Consider the following 19,483-nt stretch of genomic DNA (forward strand, 5'->3'; position numbering starts at 1 on the left):
GCCATAAGGCCGTCATGACCCAATCCGATTTCCTCAAATCTCCCGTCCCCGCCCCGGTCGATCTGCCCGATCTCGACATCACCGGGCCGGGCCGGTTCTTCAACCGCGAGCTGAGCTGGCTTGGCTTCAACTGGCGGGTGCTGGAAGAGGCGCAAAACCCGCGCGTGCCGCTTCTGGAACGGCTGCGCTTCCTGTCGATCTCGGCCACCAATCTGGACGAGTTCTACAACGTGCGCGTGGCGGGCCTGCGCGAACTGGCCAAGGCGGGCAACACAACGCCCGCCGCCGACGGGCTCAGCCCGGCCGAACAGCTTGTGCTGATCAACGAGAACGCCCGCAAGCTGCTCGAGTCGCAACAGGAGACGTTCGAGACCCTGCGTGCGGAGATGGAGCAGGAGCGGATTTCCATTCTCGCGCATGAGGCGCTCGACGAGGCCGACCGCGCCTATCTCGACGAATACTTTCTTCATGACGTCTTTCCGGTGCTGTCCCCGCTGGCCATCGACCCGGCGCATCCCTTTCCCTTCATTCCCAATCTCGGCTTCGTTCTGGCCCTGCAACTGGAACGCAAGGCAGACCGCCGCCCGCTTCAGGCGCTCTTGCCGATCCCGCAGCAGATCGACCGCTTCGTGAGCCTGCCCGCCGCCGAGGGCGCGCATCGCGCGCTGCCGCTGGAGGAATTGCTGCTTTTGCATCTGCACAGCATCTTTCCCGGTTATCGCTATGTCGGCCACTGTGCCTTTCGCGTGCTGCGCGACAGCGATCTCGAGGTCGAGGAAGAGGCCGAAGACCTTGTGCGCGAATTCGAGGTGGCGCTGAAGCGCCGCCGCCGCGGCGAGGTGGTGCGCATGAAGATCACCGCAGGTGCCCCCGAGACGCTGCGCGAGGTGATCATGGAGGAACTCCACGTCCGCCCCGACGAGGTGGTGGAGGTGGAAGGCATGATCGGGCTGGCCGATCTCAAGGAACTTGTGCTCGACGCGCGTCCCGACCTGCTCTGGCCGCCCTTCACCCCGCGTGTGCCCGAGCGGGTGCAGGACCATGGCGGCGACATGTTCGCCGCGATCCAGCAAAAGGACATGTTGCTGCACCACCCCTACGAGACCTTCGACATGGTGGTGCGGTTCCTGCAACAGGCGGCGCGTGATCCGAATGTGCTGGCGATCAAGCAGACGCTCTATCGCACCTCGCGCAACTCGCCCATCGTCGAGGCGCTGTGCGAGGCCGCCGAGGACGGCAAATCCGTCACCGCGCTGGTGGAGTTGAAGGCCCGTTTCGACGAGGCTGCCAATATCCGGCAGTCGCGGCGGCTGGAGCGCGCGGGCGCGCATGTGGTCTACGGCTTTATCGACCTCAAGACCCATGCCAAGATTTCCACCGTTGTCCGGCGCGAGGGCGACAAGCTTGTGACCTATACCCATTACGGCACCGGCAACTATCACCCGATCACCGCGCGCATCTATACCGACCTGAGCTTTTTCACCTGCGATCCCGCCCTGGGCCGCGACGCCACCAAGGTGTTCAACTATCTCTCGGGCTATGCCGAGCCGGAAGGGCTGGAAAATCTCTCGATCTCGCCCAAATCGCTGAAACCCCGCCTGCTCGAGCTGATCGCCCGCGAGGCCGATCTTGCCCGCGCGGGCAAGCCCGCCGCAATCTGGGCCAAGATGAATTCGCTGGTCGAGCCGGATGTGATCGACGCGCTCTATGCTGCCTCCGAAGCGGGGGTCAGGATCGACCTCGTGGTGCGCGGCATTTGCGGGCTGCGCCCCGGCATCAAGGGGCTGTCGTCCAATATCCGCGTCAAATCCATCATCGGGCGGTTTCTGGAACATTCGCGCATCGTCTGTTTCGGCAATGGCGCGGGGCTGCCGTCGAAAAAGGCGCGGGTGTTCATCTCTTCGGCTGACTGGATGGGGCGTAACCTCAACCGCCGTGTGGAAACGCTGGTCGAGACGACCAATCCCACGGTCAAGGCGCAGATCGTCTCTCAGGTCATGGCCGCGAACATGGCCGACGAGGCGCAAAGCTGGATCATGTCGCCGGATGGCAGCTTTGTTCGTATCCCCGTGCCCGAGGGTGAATTCGCCTTCAACTGCCACCGCTTTTTCATGGAAAACCCCTCGCTCTCGGGGCGTGGCTCGGCCGGTGCGGCGGATGTGCCCAAACTCACCCATACCGACGATTGACCCGGGTGCGTGCCTGTCGCATAGACGGGATGCAAACCGGCAAGGCAGGCGATGGACGGCGTGAACGATCCCGCAGAGCAACCTGACGGCCCCTTTGGCCGCCCGCTCTTCGACAGCCCAGAGGCGCGCGCTCTCTCTCGCGTGGGGGTGGTCGATGTCGGCTCGAACTCGGTGCGCCTCGTGGTGTTCGACGGCGCGGCGCGCAGCCCGGCCTATTTCTACAACGAAAAGATCATGTGCGGGCTGGGCGCGGGCCTGTCGGTCACCGGGCGGCTCAATCCCGAGGGGCGCACGCGCGCGCTCGATGCGTTGCGGCGCTTTGCGCTTCTGGCCGAGGGCATGGAGACCGGCCCGCTGAGCGCCGTGGCCACGGCGGCGGTGCGTGAGGCCGAGGATGGCGAGGCATTCCGCGCCGAGGTTCTGCGCGAGACGGGCATACGGCTCTTTGTGATCGACGGACCCGAAGAGGCGCGCCTCTCGGCGCAGGGCGTGCTGCTGGGCTGGCCGGGGGCTTACGGCCTTGTCTGCGACATGGGCGGTGCCTCTATGGAACTGGCCGAGATCAATGGCGGGCGCGTCGGGCGCTGCGTCACCTCCGCGCTCGGGCCGCTCAAGCTGCGCGACATCAAGGGCGGCCAGAAGGCGCGCCGCGCGCATATCCGCGCCACGCTCGACCGACTGCGGGCCGATCTCGGCGAGCAGAAGAACCGGCTCTTTCTTGTCGGTGGCTCGTGGCGCGCTTTCGCCCGCATCGACATGGCGCGTCGCGGTTATCCGCTGCATGTGCTGCACGAATACCGGATGAGTGCTGCGGATGTGCGCGCCACCATCAAGCATATCGAAAAGACGCCCCCCGAGGCCTTGCGCGCGCAATCGGGCGTGTCGTCGGCGCGCATCGCACTGGTGCCCTTTGCCGCCGAGGTGCTGCGCGAGGTGGTGAAGACCTTTCGCCCGCATGACATCGCCATTTCCAGCTACGGGATCCGCGAGGGTCTGCTTTACGAGCAGATGCCGCAGGCCCTGCGCGACCGTGACCCGCTGATCGAGGCCTGCCGCTTTGCCGAGGCCAAGGATGCGCGCCTTCCGGGGTTTGGCCGGGTGCTCTACGATTTCATCCTGCCGATCTTCAAATCCGTGGGAGAGGAGCGTCTGCGCATCGTCAAGGCCGCCTGCCTGCTGCATGACGTGAGCTGGCGCGCTCATCCCGATTACCGCGCCGAGGATTGTTTCGACAACGCCACCCGCGCCAATCTGGGCGGGCTCAAACATGCCGAGCGGGTGGTGCTGGGCCTTGCCCTGCTCTACCGCTATTCCAACAAGCGCGAGGGAACACGCTTTGACACGCTCGCCGGGCTGATCACCGAGCGCGAGCGCCACGAGGCTGAGGTTCTCGGCCGCGCGCTGCGCTTTGCTGCGATGCTGTGGCTCAAGGACAATGCCCATCTGGGCGAAATGCGCTGGTTCCCCAAGCGCAAGGTTCTGGAACTGCGCCTCTCGCCCGAGGCCGCCCCGCTCTTTGGCGAGGTGGCGCGGGCACGCTTTGGCGCGCTCTGCTCGGCGCTCGGGGCGCAGGCCGATATCCGGCTGCCCGCAGCCCGGTTGTGATCTCCCGCGCGCCTCTCTAGGGTCGCGCAAAACCGCGACCAGAGGACAGGACATGCAGAAAAGACCGCTGGGGCGGACCGGGATCGACGTGAGCGCGCTTTGCCTTGGCTCGATGACATGGGGTGCCCGGAACACCGAGGCCGAGGGCCACGCGCAGATCGACCGCGCCCTTGCCGCAGGCATCAATTTCATCGACACCGCCGAGATGTATCCCACCGCGCCGGTCACCCCCGAGACGCAAGGAAGAACCGAGGAAATCATCGGCTCCTGGTTCGCGAGCTCCGGGCGACGCAACGAGGTGATTCTTGCCACCAAGATTGTCGGCGCGGGTGTTGCTCATATGCGCGGCGGCGCACCGATCACGGGTGCCGCCATCACCGAGGCGATCGACGGTTCGCTGCGCCGCCTGCAAACCGGTCATATCGATCTTTACCAACTGCACTGGCCCAATCGCGGCAGCTACATGTTCCGCCAGAACTGGGCCTTTGACCCGTCGGGCCAGAACCGCGAGGAGACCCGTGCGCACATGCAAGAGGTGCTCGACACCCTGCAGCGCGAGGTGGATCGCGGCCGCATTCGCGCCTTTGGCCTCTCGAACGAGAGCGCATGGGGAACCGCCGAATGGCTGCGTCTGTCCGAGGGCGGGGCGGGACCGCGCGTCGCCTCCATCCAGAACGAATATTCGCTGATGTGCCGTCTTTACGATACCGATCTGGCGGAATTGAGCGTCAACGAGGATGTGGGCCTGCTGGCCTTCTCGCCGCTGGCGGCGGGGCTCTTGTCGGGCAAGTATCAGGGTGGCGCGCTGCCCGAGGGCTCGCGCATGACGATCAACACCGATCTGGGGGGCCGCAAGGGCCCGCGCGCCTTTGCCGCCGTCGAGGCCTATCTTGGCGTGGCCGCGAAACACGGGCTTGACCCGGTGCAGATGGCGCTTGCCTGGTGCCTGACCCGGCCCTTCCTGTGCGCGGCCATTTTCGGCGCGACCAGCCTTTCGCAGCTTGACCGCGCGCTCGGCGCGGCGGAGCTGACGCTTGGTGACGAGGTGCTGGCCGATATCGACGCCGCGCATCGCGCCCATCCCATGCCCTATTGAGCCGCGCCCATTGGCCCCTTGCCCGTGCCCCCGCCCCGGCGTATAGCCCCGCCCTGACCCCAAAGGAGCCAAAGCGATGCAAGGCAGCGCCAATCTCAACGTCATGCTCAAGGCCGCGCGCAAGGCCGGGCGCTCGCTTCTCAAGGATTTCGGAGAGGTCGAGAACCTTCAGGTGTCGATGAAGGGTGCCGGCGATTTCGTGAGCCGCGCCGATATCGCCGCCGAAAAGATCATCAAGTCCGAACTGACCTCCGCACGCCCCAATTATGGCTGGGCCGCCGAGGAAGGCGGCGAGGAACCGGGCACCGACCCCACCCGCCGCTGGATTGTTGACCCCTTGGACGGCACCACCAATTTCCTGCACGGCCTGCCGCATTGGGCGATTTCCATCGCGCTTGAGCACAAGGGCGAGGTGGTGTCGGGCGTGATCTATGACCCGATCAAGGACGAGGCGTTCTTTGCCGAGAAGGGCACCGGTGCCTGGCTCAACGAGACCCGACTGCGTGTCTCGGGGCGCAACAAGATGATCGAGGCGATCTTTGCCACCGGCCTGCCCTTTGGCGGGCGCAGCGACCTGCCCGAAACCTTGCAGGATCTCGCGCGCCTGCTGCCCGCCTGCGCCGGTGTGCGCCGCTGGGGGTCTGCCGCGCTCGACATGGCCTATGTGGCCGCCGGGCGTTATGACGGCTTCTGGGAGCGGCGCCTCAACGCCTGGGACCTGGCCGCCGGTGTCATCATCGCACGCGAGGCGGGCGCGCTGGTGGAACCGCTGACGCCCGGTGGCAACATCCTCGGCGATGGCGAGGTGATCGCCGCCAACGAGAAGATTTTCGACAAGTTCGCCCGTGTGATCCGCAACGAGGCGTGACAGGCCGCGCGGCGCGTGGCAATTATCCCGGTGTCATGGACACGGGAGAGCGGCGATGCACCTCGATCACCTTGCCGTCGCGGGCGAGAGCCTCGACGCGGCGGCGGCCCATCTCGAAGCAGCACTCGGCCTGCCGTTGCAGCCGGGCGGGGCACATGCGCGGTTCGGCACCCATAACCGGCTTCTGGGGCTGGAGGACGGGCTTTATCTCGAGGCCATCGCCATCGACCCGAATGCCCCCGCGCCAGACGGCCCGCGCTGGTTCGATCTCGACCGGCTGACGGGCCCGCCGCATCTGCGCACCTGGATTGCCCGCGTCGATGACCTTGACGCCGCTCTGACCCGCCACCCCGAGGCAGGGCAACCACTTCAGCTTGAACGCGGCGATCTGCGCTGGCGCATGGCGGTGCCCGCAAGCGGCGTGCTGCCCTTCGACAATCTCTTTCCCGCGCTGATCGAATGGCAGGGAACGGCGCATCCGGCGCAGCGTCTTGCGCCCTCGGGCGCGCGGCTTGTGCGGCTCGTCATTACCCACCCGGACGTGGCGGCGTTGCGCGACGCGCTGTCCGGGCTCACCGACCGGCGCGTGGTGGTCGAGCCCGGCGCGCCCGCGCTCCGGGCCGAGATCGCCACGCCCCATGGGCTGCGCGTGCTGTCATGATGCTTCGCCCGGCCACGAATGCGGACATCCCGGCGATCCTTGCCATCTGGAATCCGCTGATCCGGGATACGTCGATCACCTTCACCACTGTCGAAAAGACACCCGACGCACTCGCCGCCGATATCGTCACGCGCGGGTCGGCCTTTCTCGTGGCCGAGACCGGCGGCGCGCTCCTCGGTTTTGCCAGCTACGGCCCGTTCCGCAGCGGCCCCGGCTATGCCCATACCGCCGAGCACACGGTGATCCTCGGTGCGGGCGCGCGCGGGCGTGGCATCGGACGCGCGCTCATGGCACGGCTCGAAGAGGTGGCGCGCGCGCAGAGCATTCACGCGATGATCGGAGGCGTCAGCGGCGAGAATCCGGGGGCCATCGCCTTTCACGAGGCGATCGGTTTCGACCGCGTGGGCCATTTGCCGCAGGTGGGGCGCAAGTTCGGGCAATGGCTCGATCTGGTGCTTTTGCAGAAAACCCTGTGACGGTTTGCACTGACACTGCCTGCGTTCCGCGATAGTCTGCGCCCATGTCGATCTGGACCCGCATCACCGAGGCGCTTCAGGCGCTCGCCAAGGGCGAGAGCCTGTCCCATGTGTTTGACCTTTTGCGCACCCCGCCCGAGCGCAGCGTCGCCTTCACCATCGCGGTGATCGCGCTTTCGGCCAAGATGGCCAAGGCCGACGGCCAGGTGACACGCGACGAGGTCACGGCCTTTCGCGAGGTGTTCAGCATTCCGCCCGAGGAAGAACCCAACGCCGCCCGCGTCTTCAATCTCGCGCGGCAGGACGTGGCCGGGTTCGAGGACTACGCCGCGCGGATCGCGCGCATGTTCGAGGGTGCCCCCGAGACGCTGTGCGACCTGATCGAGGGGCTGTTTCATATCGCCATGGCCGACGGGGTCTATCACCCCAACGAGGATGCCTTTCTCGAACGGGTGGCCGATATCTTCGGCCTGCCGGAGCCGCAGTTCCGCGCGCTGCGCGCCCGCTTCGTGCCCGATGCCGCGCCCGATCCGTGGTCCGTGCTTGGCGTGACGGCGGATATGCCGATGGCGGAAATCCGCGCCGTCTGGCGGCAGATGGTGCGCGATTGCCACCCCGACCGGTTGCAGGCGCGCGGCGTGCCCGAAGAGGCGGTGCGGCTGGCCGAAAAGCGCCTCAAGGACATCAACCGCGCCTGGGAAGAAATCAACACGGCACGCGCCTCTTAAAACCGTCACTCATCTGTCCTATATGCGCATCATGAAACGTCTTGCGCTTATCGTGACCCTTGCCCTTGCCGCACCGCCCGCCCTGGCGCAGGAGGGGGAGGGGCGCTCGCTCATGGAAGAGGGCGCGCGCCTTTTCTGGGAAGGCATCCGCCGCGAGATGGGCCCGGCCCTCGACAGTTTGCGCGACCGCGCGGATGAGATGGAACCGGCGATTCGTGATTTCGTGGAGCGGATGGGGCCTGCCCTCTCGGATATGATGGGCCAGATCGGCGATCTGAGCGCCTATCACCCGCCCGAGGTTCTGCCCAATGGCGACATCATCATCCGCCGCAAGACCCCGCAGGAACTCACCGACGAGGTGCCCGAGGGCGAGGTGGAAATCTAGCCCCGCGCCCGCAGCACAGCGCCGGGGTTCATGATCCCCAATGGATCAAGCGCCGCCTTGATCGCGCGCATCGCCCCAAGCTTGACCGGATCGCCGTAGCGCTCGAGATCGTCCACCTTGAGCCGCCCGATGCCATGCTCGGCACTCACTGATCCGCCCATCTCGTGCACCAGATCGTGCAGCGCGCGCTTGATCGCGTCGCGCTCTGCCATGTGGTCGGCGCGGCTCCGTCCCGGCATCGGAAAGATGTTGTAATGCAGATTGCCATCGCCCAGATGGCCGAAACAGTTGATGCGGAAGTCGCCGATCCCATTGATCACCTCGCGCCCGCGTTCGATGAACTCCGGGATCACCGAGAGCGGCAGCGACATGTCATGCGAACTGACCGAACCGATCCGCCGGTTGGCCTCGGGTGTCTGCTCGCGCACCTCCCAGAAGTCGCGCCGTTGTGCCTCGGACTGCGCAATCAGCCCGTCGCTGACCAGCCCTGCCTCCATTCCGGCGGCAAACAGTCCTTCAAGGGCCGCCGCCGGGTCAAGCCCGCGCGCCAGCCCCACATCGACCAGCACGAACCATTCGGGACGCTCGGCAAAGGGCTGCCGTATCCCTGGCAGTGTTTCGGCGAGAAACTCCAGCCCCTGCCGGTGCATCAACTCGAACGCGCTCACCCCCTCGCCCAGGTGGTCGCGCGCAAGGCTCAGCAGGTCGAGCGCCGCGCGCGGGCTCTCGACCACGAAAAACGCCGTGCCCTCAGCGGCAGGCAGCGGCGCAAGGCGAAGCGCGGCAGCGGTGATCACGCCCAGCGTGCCCTCCGAGCCGATCATCAGGTTGCGCAGATCATAGCCGGTATTGTCCTTGCGCAACCGCTTCAGCCCGTGCCAGATCTGACCGTCGGGCATCACCACCTCCAGCCCGAGGCACAGATCGCGCGCATTGCCATAGCGCAGCACGTTGACCCCGCCCGCATTGGTGGCCAGAAGCCCGCCGATCCGCGCCGATCCTTTCGAGGCGATGGAGAGCGGAAAAAGCCGTCCAGCCCCGCGCGCCACACCGTGCACCTCCTCAAGGATCGCGCCCGCCTCGACCACGATCACGTTCTCCTCCGGCCAGAGACCGCGCACCGCGCGCATCCGCTCGAGGCTCAGGATCACCGGCATCGCGCCGCCGGGACATATCTGCCCGCCGACAAGCCCGGTGCCGCCGCCATAGGGCACCACGGGCACGCGCGCCGCGGCACAGGCCCGCACCACCGCCGCCACCTCTTCGGTGCTGCCCGGCGCCACGACCATGCCGTGGCCCTGCCAGCGCCCGCGCGGCTCCTCAAAGTAGCGCGGCGCGGCCTCGCGCAGGGCGCCGGGCGATACGGCCAGGGCGGCCAGAAACTCGGGTGTGGCGGATATGTGGCTCATCGCTCTTCAGATATCACACCGGGGGCGCGGGGAAAGCCCCGGTTTCATCGTTCCAAAAATACTCATGTCCCTGTCAGAGTTTCGATGAGATCACGCCGGTGTTGAAGCCGCCCATCCGCAACTCGCCGAAAAGCCGCTGATATTCGATCTTGGGACAGCGGTTCATCACCACATCGACGCCGCGCGCGCGTGCCGTTTCGGCAGCGCCCTCATGCTCCACCCCGATCTGCATCCAGACCGTGCGCAACCCCGGAAACGCCGCCAGCGCCTCCTCGACGATGGGCGGGACGTGCTCGGACCGGCGGAAGATATCGACCATGTCGACACCCCCCTCGATATCGCTCAGCCGTGCCACGACCTTTTGCCCGAACAGCGTCTCGCCGGCATGGCCCGGATTGACCGGCACCACCTCGTATTTCTTGAGACTGAGGTAGCGCGCCACGTAATAAGAGGGCCGCACCGGGTTCATCGAGACCCCGACGACCGCCACACGCCGCGTGCGGGTCAGGATCTCGCGCAGAAGGGAATCGCTGTAGGTTTCGCTCATGGCATGCAGTCAATCACGGCTTGGCCCAGGAAAAAAGCGCCCAAGTTAAAACTTGGGCGCCAGTCGCGGAACGAGGGACAGTGATACGAAGCACCGAGGTTCCGTCTACGGCGCTTCTGGGACAGATATAGGTCCGATTCTCATTGTAAAAAGGGTTTGTAATACGCGTGTGACCGGCGCGTGAGCGGACTCAGTCAAAGATATCCTCGATCGCGTCCCACATCTCCGAGAGCATACGCTGTTTGAAGCTTTTGCGTTTTTTCGGCTTTTTGCGCGGCTTCGACGGGACCACCGGCCTTGACGCTGGCTGTGCGGGAGCAGCGCGATTTTCAATCGGCAGCGACTTCATCTCGCGCAGCGGCGCGCCGCAACTGGAACAGGACAATTCGTGCCGCGCCCGGTCGAACACAAGCGCGGCGCGCGTGCCGCAATAGCAACAGGTGGCGATCTTCGGGGTCATGCCCTCTCATATCGGTTCCAGCCCCCGGATTTCCACCCCCGAGGTCGCAAACCGTCGCGCGCACGGGCATTACATGTTAGAGTTGCATCATTCACAACAGGAGAGATTTTCCCGATGCAAGACACATCCCCGCGCGACCTGCCGTTCCGCATCGACATCAAACGCGTTCATCTCGCCGTCGGCTGGGTCGCCTTCGGCTTGCCGCTCTCGTTGCTGGCCCTCGGGTTGCTGGTGCCGACGATCTGTTTTTATGCCTCGATCAGCCATTTCTACTTCAGCCCGATCGGCGGTGATCTCTTCGTGGGGATGCTGAGCTTTGTGGGCCTTTTGCTGCTTTGCCTTTATTCGTTCGACATGGCGGGCTGCGACGGGGCGCTTGGCTGGCGCTGGTATGACGTGGCCCTGATCCGGCTCGCCGGGATCGCGGCGCTGCTGGTCGCCTTCGTCCCGACTCATGGCTCGGGATGCGTTTTCAAAGCCGGCCAGGTGCCCCGCGCCTTTGTCGGCGAGGCCCTCGGCTCGGAGGATTTTCCGGTCCGGTCCGAGCCTCTCGATGTGGTCTCGGGGTCACCGTCATTTGACTTCTGGGGCGTCCTGCTCGGTCTGGACCGGATCCGCGACAGCCTTCTGGACTGGGTCCACAACATCGCCGCCGGTGTCATGTTCCTCATCCTTGCCTATGTGGTGCTGCGCGTGTTCACCCGCGTCAATTCGCGGGACGCACTTTGCGAGGGCAATCGCAAGGATCTGCGCAACCGCTGCTATCGCGCCCTCGGCCTTGTCATCCTCGGCGCGGTCGCGGTGCTCGCGCTCAAGACGGCGCTCTTTTCGGAGGCAGAGACCTTTCTGCGCATCTGGAACGGGTTGCGTCTGACCTTCGTATTCGAGGCGCTGGCGCTCGCGGCGTTCGGGCTGGCCTGGATGATAAAGGGGCGCTTCCTGCCCTATTTCGAGGACCGGGTTCACCCCCGCGCGGCATAGAGCGCCACGGCCGCGGCGTTCGAGACGTTGAGCGAGCCGAAGGCACCGGGAAAGTCGATCCGCACCAGCGCATCGACACTTTCCCGCGTCCGTTCGCGCAGGCCCGGCCCCTCGGCCCCCAGAACCAGCGCCACGGGCCGGTCGCGGCGGCCCTCGAGCGCGGTTTCGATATCCGTTTCCGCCTCGCCCGCCAGCCCCAGCACGAGATAGCCCATGCCCTGCAACTCGGTGATGGCATCGGCAAGGTTGCGCACCCGCAAATAGGGCTGCCGTTCGAGCGCGCCGCTCGCGGTCTTTGCCAGCGCGCCGGTTTCGGGCGCGGCGTGGTGGCGGGGTGCGATCACCGCGCGGGCGCCGAACACCTCTGCGGAACGCAGGATCGCGCCCACGTTATGCGGGTCCGTCACCCGGTCAAGGAGCACCAGACGCGGCGAGCCGGGCCCCGCGCGCAGCGCGACATCGGCAAGGCTCCCCCAGTCGAGTGGCTTGACCTCGAGCGCGGCACCCTGATGCACCGAAGCCGGATCGAGCGGCGCGGAAAAGCGGCGCGGGTCGGCGATTTCCGGCTCCATCCCGCTTGCCGCGATGGCCTCTGCCAGCTTGTCGGCGGCGTTGCGCGTGACGATGAGACGCAAACGTTCGCGGCGCGGATTTTCCAGCGCGTCGCGCACCGCGTGCAGACCGAAGAGCCAGACCGTCTCGGCGCTTGCCACCTTTTTCGCCTGTTCCTTGTCGATCACCCAGCGGGGTTTCTTCATCGCGCGCGCCTTTCCTGTCAGGCGCGGGCAATCGCATGGCCCCGCGCCCCAAGGCAAGCGATTTTCCGGTTGACGCCCCCGCGCCCCGATTTTAAGAGGCCCGATACGTGGGCGACAGGCCGCAAGGTGTGGCAGGGGACTGTAACTCCCTCGCGGAGACGCACGCTAGGTTCGATTCCTAGGTCGCCCACCACTTTCCCCCTTTCTGAGCACGCCCCGCCGCACCTATACTGCGCGGCAAAAGGCGGGGGCAGAGGCATGGCGAAACCGGCCAAACCGGGCGCGTTCAACATCGTGATCGTCGCGCAGGGCGGGCGGCTGCAATACGAGGCGGTGATCTTTGCCGCCTCGCTGCGCGCGATGTCGCCGGGTTTCGCGGGGCGTCTTCTTGTGGCCGAGCCGCAACCGGGGCCGCTCTGGCCCAACGATCCGCGCATCAAGGGCGACGAGACGCGCGCGCTGCTCGAGGGGTTCGGTGCCGAGATCGTGCCGTTCGAGAACCGCTATTTCGGCCATGCCTACGCTTACGGCAACAAGATCGAGGCGCTTTTGTCGCTGCCCGAAGGGGAGCCGTTTGTGTTCTTCGACACCGATACGCTGGTGACGGGGGAGGTGGCGGATGTGCCCTTTGATTTCGCGCGCCCGACCGCGTCGCTGCGGCGCGAAGGGACATGGCCGCAGATCGAGCTTTACGGCCCCGGTTACGGCGCGATCTGGAAATCGCTCTATGACCGGTTCGGGCTGGATTACGAAAGCTCGCTCGATCCGTGCCAGCCCGACGAATACTGGAAGCGCTACCTTTATTTCAATGCGGGCTTCTTCTTTTACCGCTGCCCGCGCGTCTTCGGGCGGCGGTTTCTGGATCATGCGGTGGCGATCCGCGATGATCCGCCGCCCGAACTTGTCTGCCAACCGCTCGATCCTTGGCTTGATCAGGTGGCGCTGCCGCTGGTCATTCACGGGCTTGGCGGCGGGCGCGATACGCTGCCCGAGGGGCTGCTCGACGGGGCAGTGACCTGTCATTACCGCACGCTGCCGCTGCTTTATGCGCGTGAAAGCGATCATGTGGTGAAGGTTCTTGAGGGCGTGACCGCGCCCCACCGGATCAAGAAGGTGCTCAAGGACTACGAGCCGATCAAGCGGATGATCTATCAGGGGCGGGGCGCCAAGGTGCGCGCGCTTTTCGACCGAGAGAACCTGCCCGTCCGCGAACAGGCGATCCGCAACACGATCAAGCGCAACGGGTTCTGGATGCGGTAAGGGTCGTGCGCGAGTGCCCGTCATCCTCGGGCCTGTCCCGAGGATCTCCCCGTCACCCGTCATCCTCCGGCTTGACCGGAGGATCTCCCTGCCCCAGAGATCCCCGCTTTCGCGGGGATGACGAGGGACGAGAGGAGGCGGACAGCATGTTCAACCGACGCTTTCCACCTGTGTGGGGATGACAGGTGCGCGCCCTCACCCCGCGAACACGCCGTCCATATCGGCAAAGCCCTTCACCTCGATCGGGTTGCCGCAGGGATCACGAAAGAACATGGTCCATTGCTCGCCCGGCTCGCCCTCGAACCGCACCGAAGGCGGGATCACGAAATCCACCCCCGCCGCCTCGAGCCGCACGGCCAGATCACGCCAGAGCGTAAGCGCCAGCACCACCCCGAAATGCGGCATCGGCACCATGTGCTCACCCACCTTGCCGGTGGCCTCGGTCGCAAAGGGCGTGCCCAGATGCAGCGACAGTTGATGACCGAAAAAATCGAAATCCACCCATGTTGCGGTCGAGCGCCCCTCGACCGCGCCCAGAACCCCGCCATAAAACCCCCGCGCCGCGTCGAGATCGGTCACGTTGATCGCCAGATGAAACGGATTTGCCATGTCTCTTCTCCCCGTGCCCGTTGCGTGGCCCGCCCCGATGCCGTAACCCGGAACCCACGTATTTCGCAAGGAGGAGCGCCCCATGGCCTATGGTTTCAACACATTGCAGATCCACGCGGGCGCACGGCCCGACCCGGCGACCGGCGCGCGGCAGGTGCCGATCTATCAGACCACGGCCTATGTGTTCCGCGATGCCGAACACGCGGCGGCGCTCTTCAACCTGCAAGAGGTGGGCTATATCTATTCACGCCTGACCAACCCGACTGTGGCTGCGTTGCAGGAACGCGTCGCCACGCTCGAGGGCGGGGCAGGGGCGGTGTGCTGTTCCTCGGGTCACGCGGCGCAGATCATGGCGCTCTTTCCGTTGATGGGGCCGGGGCTTAACGTGGTGGTCTCGACCCGGCTTTACGGTGGCTCGATCACGCAGTTCAGCCAGACAATCCGGCGCTTCGGCTGGTCCGCCAAATTCGTCGATTTCGACGATCTGGACGCCATTTCCGCGGCGATTGACGACAATACCCGCGCGGTGTTCTGCGAATCCATCGCCAATCCGGGCGGCTATATCACCGATCTCGATGCGGTGGCGGCGGTGGCCGACAAGGCGGGCCTGCCGCTCATCGTGGATAACACCTCGGCCACGCCATATCTCTGCCGCCCGATCGAGCACGGGGCCGCGCTGGTCGTGCATTCGATGACCAAGTTCCTGACCGGCAACGGCACGGTGACGGGGGGCTGCGTGGTGGATTCGGGGCAGTTCGACTGGTCCGCCTCGGGCAAGTTCCCCTCGCTCAGCGAGCCGGAACCCGCCTATCACGGACTCAAGTTTCACGAGACCTTCGGGCCGCTTGCGTTTACCTTCCACGGCATCGCCGTGGGCTTGCGTGATCTGGGCATGACGCTCAACCCGCAGGCGGCGCATTACACGCTGATGGGGATCGAGACGCTCAGCTTGCGGATGCAGCGCCATTGCGAGAATGCCGAACGGATCGCAGGCTGGCTCGAGCAACATCCCGCCGTCGAGGGCGTGACCTATGCCGGGCTGAAATCCTCGCCCTATCATGACCGGGTGGCGCGCATCTGCCCCAAGGGCGCGGGCGGGCTCTTCACCGTGGCGCTCAAGGGCGGCTATGACGCCTGCGTGCGCTTTGTCGATTCGCTGGAGTTGTTCAGCCATGTGGCCAATCTGGGTGATACCCGCAGCCTTGTGATCCACTCCGCCTCGACCACGCACCGGCAATTGACCCCCGAGCAGCAAAAAGCCGCCGGGGCCGCACCCAACGTGGTGCGCATCTCCATCGGGATCGAGGATGCCGAGGACCTGATGGCCGATCTCGATCAGGCACTGGCCAGGGCGGGCGGTTGAGCGGGCGCGCTTTGGTTAACGAGATGTGACCGGGCGGACGTGCGGGCGACGACTCGGCGGCGGATTTGCCTGATTAACAAGGGCGATGAGGCCGTTTTGGGCCGTCGGTATCGCGTCGGTGCGGATCGGCTTGCGGGCTGGGTTAACGCGGCGCGCGCTTGGGCCGGGGATGCGTCATCCTCCGGCTTGACCGGAGGATCTGTTGGCGTGGTCTGGTCTGCAAGAGATCCTCGGGTCGGGCCCGAGGATGACGGGGAGAGCGGGCGGCGGCGGTCAGTCATCGGGGAGCGCGTCGAGGCGGCGCTTCGCCTCGGTGATATGCGGATGATCCGGCGGCAGGGTGGCGCGGAAGATGGCGCGCGCCTGTTCCAGCATGGCGCGCCCTTCAGCCACGCGACCGGTCTCCCCTAGAAGGCTGCCGAGGTTGGTGAGGTCGATGGCATAGGCCGGATGCGCCTCGCCGACGGTCGCGCGGGCGATCTCCAGCGCCTCGCGGTAGAGCGTCTCGGCCTGTTCAAACCGACCCAGCGCCCGCACCACGTTAGCAAGGTTGTTCAAATGGATGGCATATTCCGGATGCCTATCGCCTAAAGTCGCGCGGTCGATCTTCAGCGCCTTGCGGAGGAGTCTCTCGGCCTCCTCATACCGATCTTGCAACCGCACCACGCCCGCGAGGTTGTTGAGACCGCTAGCAAAGTCTCGGTGCCCCTCGCCGACGGTCGCGCGGTCGATCTCCAGCGCCTCGCGATAGAGCGCCTCCGCCTCCGCATACCGCCCTTGCGCATCAAGTGTCAGGGCGTGCTCATTCAGGGCTGTGGCGATCTGCTCTTGCGTGCCTTCATTGCGGGCTAGGGCAAGCAGGTCCGCCCCGTGGCGATGGGCAGTGTCGAGCTGACCGGCGCGCCACGCATATTCCCGCGCCTTGAAGATATTGTCGAATTCCGGGACCAGCCTTGCCGCTTTCGCATAGTGCTGCGCGGCGTCAAGCCAGCGCAGCTCGGCCTCGGCCACCTCGCCCCGGCCACCGGCGGCGCGGGCGGCGTCCTGCACGGCCAGATCGTTGCGGGCCTCGATCTCGGCGAAGATGTTATCGGCAAGGGAATAATCGGCCTTCGCCAGTGCCGCCTTGGCCTCGGCGATGCGATCCGCACCGATCTGGTTGGCTTCGCGGTCAAGCAGGGCCTCAAGATCGGTGATGCGCTTGCGGGCCTCGGCAAGGGCGGCGTCGGGGTTGGTGATCTGGGATTCGAGTTCGGCGATGCGGGCGCGCAGCTGTGTTTTCCCGGCCTCGTTGGCCTCGGCCAGTTCCTGCTCGAGATCGGCCTTGAGGTCGCGGCGCAGGCGGATGAATTCGGCCACGGTAAGGGCGGGGCCGTCCTTGGCCTGCGACGGTTTGATCTGGTCGATGGTTCTGGGATCGAGTGCCACGGGGTTCGGTTTGGAGAAGGGCCATTTGAGAAAACCCATGGCCACACCCAGAAGGTAAGCCAAACCAGCGGCTGCGCTGAGTTCCAATGCGTAAGTCCGCAGAAACAACAAGACCGTGTCCAACATTACAAAGCCGCCCGAATGACCCGTGATGCACCATATCCGGTCGCGGTGATTTGGGAAGGGCCAAGGCTGGTGCCCTTCTGGCTTGATTCCGCGCGGGGGACACGTGACGGATGCTCGGATCAGGCCATGTCCCGATGCCTGTCCGGACCGGCGGGCGGGCGCGTTAGGGGCGCTGCCCTCTTTGCCTCGGCGGGATGGTGCGCTAGGATCACGACCTGACAGAAGATGACTCCCTCACCCCGTTCCAAGTGGTATATAAGCGTCGCGTATGACCCCGAATTTCGCCCTCAACCTCTCGCTCGATGGCATTACCCTCCTGCACCTCGCGGACGGGTCCAAAAAGCACGTCGTGGGCGCGGTCGCGCTCGACTCGGGCGACCTTGCGGGCGAGTTGGCCGCGCTGCGCCAAAAGGCGCAGACGCTCGCGCCCTCGGGCATGGCGACCAAGCTCATCATCCCCGAGGAGCAGATCCGCTATCTCGATCTGCCCGCCGCCTCCGCGCCCCATGGCGATTACGATGCGGCGGCCGCGGATGCGCTTGACGGGGCAACGCCTTATGCGCTGCACGATCTGGCCTTTGACTGGACGGTTGCAGGGGATCGCTTGCAGGTGGCCGCCGTCGCGCGCGAGACCCTGGAAGAGGCCGAGAGCTTTGCGCTCGAACACGGCTTCAATCCGGTGAGCTTCGTGGCGCGGCCCGACGCGGCGACCTTTTCAGGCGAGCCGTTCTTCGGTCCGACCGAGAGCGCCGGGGATCACGTTTTGGTGCCGATGCCGGAGCCGGAGCCGTTACCTGAGCCAGAACCGGAAACGGTTGCGGAGGCGGAAGCGGATGCCGAGGCACCGCTGCTTTTTGCCTCGATCCGGGCCGAGCGCGGCATGCTGCCGGTGAGCGCGCCGAGGCTTGACGGGGCCGCGCGGTTCACGCCCGCGCCGCCCTTGGCCGAGACCGAGGTGCGAGCCCTCTCGGGTGTGGCGCGCGCGAGCCTGACGCCGCGTGAGCCTGCGCCGGTGGAGGCGCTTACCGCGCTCCCCGTGCCGGAGCCGACGGTGCCATCTGCACCGTCCCAACCCAAAGCGTCCGCCCGGATAGAATCTCCGCCGGTGGCGACGCCCGAGGACGAGGCAGAGCGGCTGACGATTTTCGGCGCGCGGCAGTCGCAAACCGCGCGACAGGGCAAGCCGCGCTTTCTGGGCCTGATCCTGACCGCTGCACTGGTGCTGCTGATGGTGGGGGTTGCCGCGCTGGCCTCGATCTTTCCCGATAGCGGGATCGGGCGGCTGTTGCGCGGGCCGGAGCCGCAGATCGCGGTGACGCCGGATATCCCCGAGCTTGCCCATAGCGCCGAGCCTGTTCCGATAGCCGAGGCTCCCGAAATCGAGGCTCCCGAACCTGAGGCACCCGAACCCGAGGCCATGCCGGAGCCGATGCCAATCGCGCCCGCGTCCGCGCCCGAGATCGCGGCGCTGCCGGAAACGGAGGTGGCCCCGGTGCCCCCGCAATGGACCGAGCCGCGCAGCCCCGAGGAGGCGCGGGCGCGCTATGCCGCCACCGGCATCTGGCCCAATGCGCCCACACCGCCCGCCGAGCCGCCGACAGATACGCTCGACGCGCTTTACCAGACCTCGATCGACGAGGCCCTGCGTTTCGGCGATGCGGTCGCCTTGCCCGCCGAGCGCGCCCTTGCCCTTGATGTGCGCCCGCCCCTGCCTGCGGGCCCACCCCTGCCGGGCCAGACCTTCGCGCTTGACGCGCGCGGCCTTGTCACCGCGACACCCGAGGGCGCGCTGACCCCCGGCGGCGTCATCGTGCGGGCGGGACCGCCGCCGCTGCGCCCCGAGACCATGCCTGTGCGCGCCGTGCCGATCCCGGACCTCACGCCTACGCCCGAGGCACTGGCCGCGCGCGAACGGCTGTCCGGCATCCGACCCCGGCCCCGCCCCGAAAACCTGAGCGAACAGCAGGAGCGCGGCGCGCTTGGCGGGCGAAGCCGAAGCGAACTGGCCGCGCTGCGCCCGCGTCTGCGGCCCGCCACGCTTGTGCCCGTGCCGCAGCCTGACGCAGAGGCCATCCAGCAGGCCCTTGACGAGGCCACGGAGCAGGCCGTTGCCGCCTCGCTCAAGCCGCGCCTGCGGCCACAATCGATTGAGCGCGCTGCGGCGCGTGCCGCGCCCGCCGCCCCGGTTGCACCCGCGCCACAGCGCGCTCCCGCACCGGAGGCGGACGACGGCGAGCCGGAACTCACCCGCACCGCCGCCGCCGCGCCGCGTATCCCGACATCGGCCTCGATCGCGCAGCAGGCCACCACCCGCAACGCCATCAATCTGCGACAGGTCAACCTTATCGGCGTCTATGGCGCGCCGTCCAATCGCCGCGCGCTGGTGCGCCTTGCCAATGGCCGCTATCAGAAGGTTCAGGTGGGCGACCGGATCGACGGCGGGCGCGTCTCGGCGATTGGCAATGACGAATTGCGCTATCGCAAGGGCAGCCGGGATGTTGTCCTGCGCCTGCCCAAGGGCTGAGGCGCGGTGC

At 66.4% G+C, this 19,483-nt stretch carries 18 protein-coding genes and 1 tRNA gene; 13 read left to right on the top strand and 6 right to left on the bottom strand.

The genetic code is table 11. From position 1 onward, the window contains the following. Window positions 1-14 precede the first annotated feature (14 nt). From ABIE57_RS08560 to ABIE57_RS08595, 8 genes are all read left to right on the top strand, one after another. Window positions 15-2,189, top strand: coding sequence for an RNA degradosome polyphosphate kinase (locus tag ABIE57_RS08560; RefSeq protein ID WP_354538595.1), 2,175 nt, complete (start codon window positions 15-17; stop codon window positions 2,187-2,189). 51 nt (window positions 2,190-2,240) lie between these two features. Beyond that, window positions 2,241-3,794, top strand: coding sequence for a Ppx/GppA family phosphatase (locus tag ABIE57_RS08565; RefSeq protein ID WP_354538596.1), 1,554 nt, complete (start codon window positions 2,241-2,243; stop codon window positions 3,792-3,794). Between the two features lie 52 nt (window positions 3,795-3,846). Continuing rightward, complete coding sequence (locus tag ABIE57_RS08570) at window positions 3,847-4,890, top strand: aldo/keto reductase (RefSeq protein WP_354538597.1); 1,044 nt, start codon at window positions 3,847-3,849, stop codon at window positions 4,888-4,890. Between the two features lie 76 nt (window positions 4,891-4,966). Beyond that, the gene (locus tag ABIE57_RS08575; RefSeq protein ID WP_354538598.1) at window positions 4,967-5,758 is read left to right on the top strand and encodes an inositol monophosphatase family protein; all 792 of its coding nucleotides are present in this window, start codon (window positions 4,967-4,969) and stop codon (window positions 5,756-5,758) included. 55 nt (window positions 5,759-5,813) lie between these two features. Further along, complete coding sequence (locus ABIE57_RS08580; RefSeq protein ID WP_354538599.1) at window positions 5,814-6,419, top strand: VOC family protein; 606 nt, start codon at window positions 5,814-5,816, stop codon at window positions 6,417-6,419. Continuing rightward, window positions 6,416-6,895 carry a GNAT family N-acetyltransferase gene (locus ABIE57_RS08585; protein WP_354538600.1) on the top strand — a complete coding sequence of 160 codons (480 nt, stop codon included), beginning with the start codon at window positions 6,416-6,418 and terminating at the stop codon, window positions 6,893-6,895. Before ABIE57_RS08580 ends, ABIE57_RS08585 begins: the two co-directional genes overlap by 4 nt. 44 nt (window positions 6,896-6,939) lie before the next feature. Continuing rightward, window positions 6,940-7,623, top strand: coding sequence for a TerB family tellurite resistance protein (locus ABIE57_RS08590; protein ID WP_354538601.1), 684 nt, complete (start codon window positions 6,940-6,942; stop codon window positions 7,621-7,623). Between the two features lie 31 nt (window positions 7,624-7,654). After that, window positions 7,655-8,008 (top strand): hypothetical protein, encoded by a 354-nt coding sequence (locus ABIE57_RS08595; protein ID WP_354538602.1) that lies wholly within the window; start codon window positions 7,655-7,657, stop codon window positions 8,006-8,008. Here the strand turns inward: ABIE57_RS08595 and ABIE57_RS08600 are convergent. From ABIE57_RS08600 to ABIE57_RS08610, 3 genes are all read right to left on the bottom strand, one after another. Beyond that, window positions 8,005-9,417 (bottom strand): FAD-binding oxidoreductase, encoded by a 1,413-nt coding sequence (locus ABIE57_RS08600; protein WP_354538603.1) that lies wholly within the window; start codon window positions 9,415-9,417, stop codon window positions 8,005-8,007. The two genes, ABIE57_RS08595 and ABIE57_RS08600, sit on opposite strands and share 4 nt — an antisense overlap. Window positions 9,418-9,490: 73 nt before the next feature. After that, window positions 9,491-9,964 (bottom strand): CoA-binding protein, encoded by a 474-nt coding sequence (locus tag ABIE57_RS08605; RefSeq protein WP_354538604.1) that lies wholly within the window; start codon window positions 9,962-9,964, stop codon window positions 9,491-9,493. A 190-nt stretch (window positions 9,965-10,154) separates the two neighbouring features. After that, on the bottom strand, window positions 10,155-10,424 hold the full coding sequence (locus ABIE57_RS08610) for a hypothetical protein (protein WP_354538605.1): 270 nt from the start codon (window positions 10,422-10,424) through the stop codon (window positions 10,155-10,157). A gap of 114 nt (window positions 10,425-10,538) precedes the next feature. Here ABIE57_RS08610 and ABIE57_RS08615 point away from each other — a divergent pair, with 114 nt between their 5' ends. After that, window positions 10,539-11,405, top strand: a complete 867-nt coding sequence (locus tag ABIE57_RS08615) for a hypothetical protein (protein ID WP_354538606.1) — start codon at window positions 10,539-10,541, stop codon at window positions 11,403-11,405. Here ABIE57_RS08615 and rlmB read toward each other — a convergent pair. Then, the gene (gene rlmB / locus ABIE57_RS08620) at window positions 11,387-12,163 is read right to left on the bottom strand and encodes a 23S rRNA (guanosine(2251)-2'-O)-methyltransferase RlmB (RefSeq protein ID WP_354538607.1); all 777 of its coding nucleotides are present in this window, start codon (window positions 12,161-12,163) and stop codon (window positions 11,387-11,389) included. The two genes, ABIE57_RS08615 and rlmB, sit on opposite strands and share 19 nt — an antisense overlap. Window positions 12,164-12,272: 109 nt before the next feature. Between rlmB and ABIE57_RS08625 the strand changes: the two genes are divergently transcribed. Both ABIE57_RS08625 and ABIE57_RS08630 read left to right on the top strand, forming a co-directional pair. Then, window positions 12,273-12,356, top strand: a tRNA-Tyr gene (locus ABIE57_RS08625). A 65-nt stretch (window positions 12,357-12,421) separates the two neighbouring features. Beyond that, window positions 12,422-13,423 carry a GT-B fold glycosyltransferase domain-containing protein gene (locus tag ABIE57_RS08630; RefSeq protein WP_354538608.1) on the top strand — a complete coding sequence of 334 codons (1,002 nt, stop codon included), beginning with the start codon at window positions 12,422-12,424 and terminating at the stop codon, window positions 13,421-13,423. A gap of 195 nt (window positions 13,424-13,618) precedes the next feature. On the opposite strand, the gene ABIE57_RS08635 is transcribed toward ABIE57_RS08630, so the two are convergent. Beyond that, window positions 13,619-14,032, bottom strand: coding sequence for a VOC family protein (locus ABIE57_RS08635; RefSeq protein ID WP_354538609.1), 414 nt, complete (start codon window positions 14,030-14,032; stop codon window positions 13,619-13,621). Window positions 14,033-14,114: 82 nt separating this feature from the next. On the opposite strand from ABIE57_RS08635, the gene ABIE57_RS08640 reads away from it, so the two are divergent. Further along, on the top strand, window positions 14,115-15,395 hold the full coding sequence (locus tag ABIE57_RS08640) for an O-acetylhomoserine aminocarboxypropyltransferase/cysteine synthase family protein (RefSeq protein WP_354538610.1): 1,281 nt from the start codon (window positions 14,115-14,117) through the stop codon (window positions 15,393-15,395). Between the two features lie 273 nt (window positions 15,396-15,668). On the opposite strand, the gene ABIE57_RS08645 is transcribed toward ABIE57_RS08640, so the two are convergent. Next, complete coding sequence (locus tag ABIE57_RS08645) at window positions 15,669-16,910, bottom strand: tetratricopeptide repeat protein (RefSeq protein WP_354538611.1); 1,242 nt, start codon at window positions 16,908-16,910, stop codon at window positions 15,669-15,671. A 307-nt stretch (window positions 16,911-17,217) separates the two neighbouring features. Here ABIE57_RS08645 and ABIE57_RS08650 point away from each other — a divergent pair, with 307 nt between their 5' ends. Continuing rightward, entirely contained in the window at window positions 17,218-19,473 is a 2,256-nt protein-coding gene (locus ABIE57_RS08650; protein WP_354538612.1) for a hypothetical protein, read from the top strand. The last annotated feature ends 10 nt before the right edge of the window (window positions 19,474-19,483 follow it).

Source organism: Roseovarius sp. MBR-6, from assembly GCF_040547525.1.
In the GTDB taxonomy this organism is placed as follows: Bacteria; Pseudomonadota; Alphaproteobacteria; order Rhodobacterales; family Rhodobacteraceae; genus Roseovarius.

Excerpts from the sequence above, each read along its gene's own strand:
- ABIE57_RS08640 (WP_354538610.1), top strand. The coding sequence starts at position 14,115 with ATGGCCTATGGTTTCAACACATTGCAGATCCACGCGGGCGCACGGCCC.
- ABIE57_RS08615 (WP_354538606.1), top strand. The coding sequence starts at position 10,539 with ATGCAAGACACATCCCCGCGCGACCTGCCGTTCCGCATCGACATCAAA.
- ABIE57_RS08650 (WP_354538612.1), top strand. The coding sequence starts at position 17,218 with ATGACCCCGAATTTCGCCCTCAACCTCTCGCTCGATGGCATTACCCTC.
- ABIE57_RS08570 (WP_354538597.1), top strand. The coding sequence starts at position 3,847 with ATGCAGAAAAGACCGCTGGGGCGGACCGGGATCGACGTGAGCGCGCTT.
- ABIE57_RS08580 (WP_354538599.1), top strand. The coding sequence starts at position 5,814 with ATGCACCTCGATCACCTTGCCGTCGCGGGCGAGAGCCTCGACGCGGCG.
- ABIE57_RS08600 (WP_354538603.1), bottom strand. The coding sequence starts at position 9,417 with ATGAGCCACATATCCGCCACACCCGAGTTTCTGGCCGCCCTGGCCGTA.
- ABIE57_RS08605 (WP_354538604.1), bottom strand. The coding sequence starts at position 9,964 with ATGAGCGAAACCTACAGCGATTCCCTTCTGCGCGAGATCCTGACCCGC.
- ABIE57_RS08585 (WP_354538600.1), top strand. The coding sequence starts at position 6,416 with ATGATGCTTCGCCCGGCCACGAATGCGGACATCCCGGCGATCCTTGCC.
- ABIE57_RS08565 (WP_354538596.1), top strand. The coding sequence starts at position 2,241 with ATGGACGGCGTGAACGATCCCGCAGAGCAACCTGACGGCCCCTTTGGC.
- rlmB (WP_354538607.1), bottom strand. The coding sequence starts at position 12,163 with ATGAAGAAACCCCGCTGGGTGATCGACAAGGAACAGGCGAAAAAGGTG.
- ABIE57_RS08610 (WP_354538605.1), bottom strand. The coding sequence starts at position 10,424 with ATGACCCCGAAGATCGCCACCTGTTGCTATTGCGGCACGCGCGCCGCG.
- ABIE57_RS08575 (WP_354538598.1), top strand. The coding sequence starts at position 4,967 with ATGCAAGGCAGCGCCAATCTCAACGTCATGCTCAAGGCCGCGCGCAAG.
- ABIE57_RS08630 (WP_354538608.1), top strand. The coding sequence starts at position 12,422 with ATGGCGAAACCGGCCAAACCGGGCGCGTTCAACATCGTGATCGTCGCG.
- ABIE57_RS08560 (WP_354538595.1), top strand. The coding sequence starts at position 15 with ATGACCCAATCCGATTTCCTCAAATCTCCCGTCCCCGCCCCGGTCGAT.
- ABIE57_RS08595 (WP_354538602.1), top strand. The coding sequence starts at position 7,655 with ATGAAACGTCTTGCGCTTATCGTGACCCTTGCCCTTGCCGCACCGCCC.
- ABIE57_RS08635 (WP_354538609.1), bottom strand. The coding sequence starts at position 14,032 with ATGGCAAATCCGTTTCATCTGGCGATCAACGTGACCGATCTCGACGCG.
- ABIE57_RS08590 (WP_354538601.1), top strand. The coding sequence starts at position 6,940 with ATGTCGATCTGGACCCGCATCACCGAGGCGCTTCAGGCGCTCGCCAAG.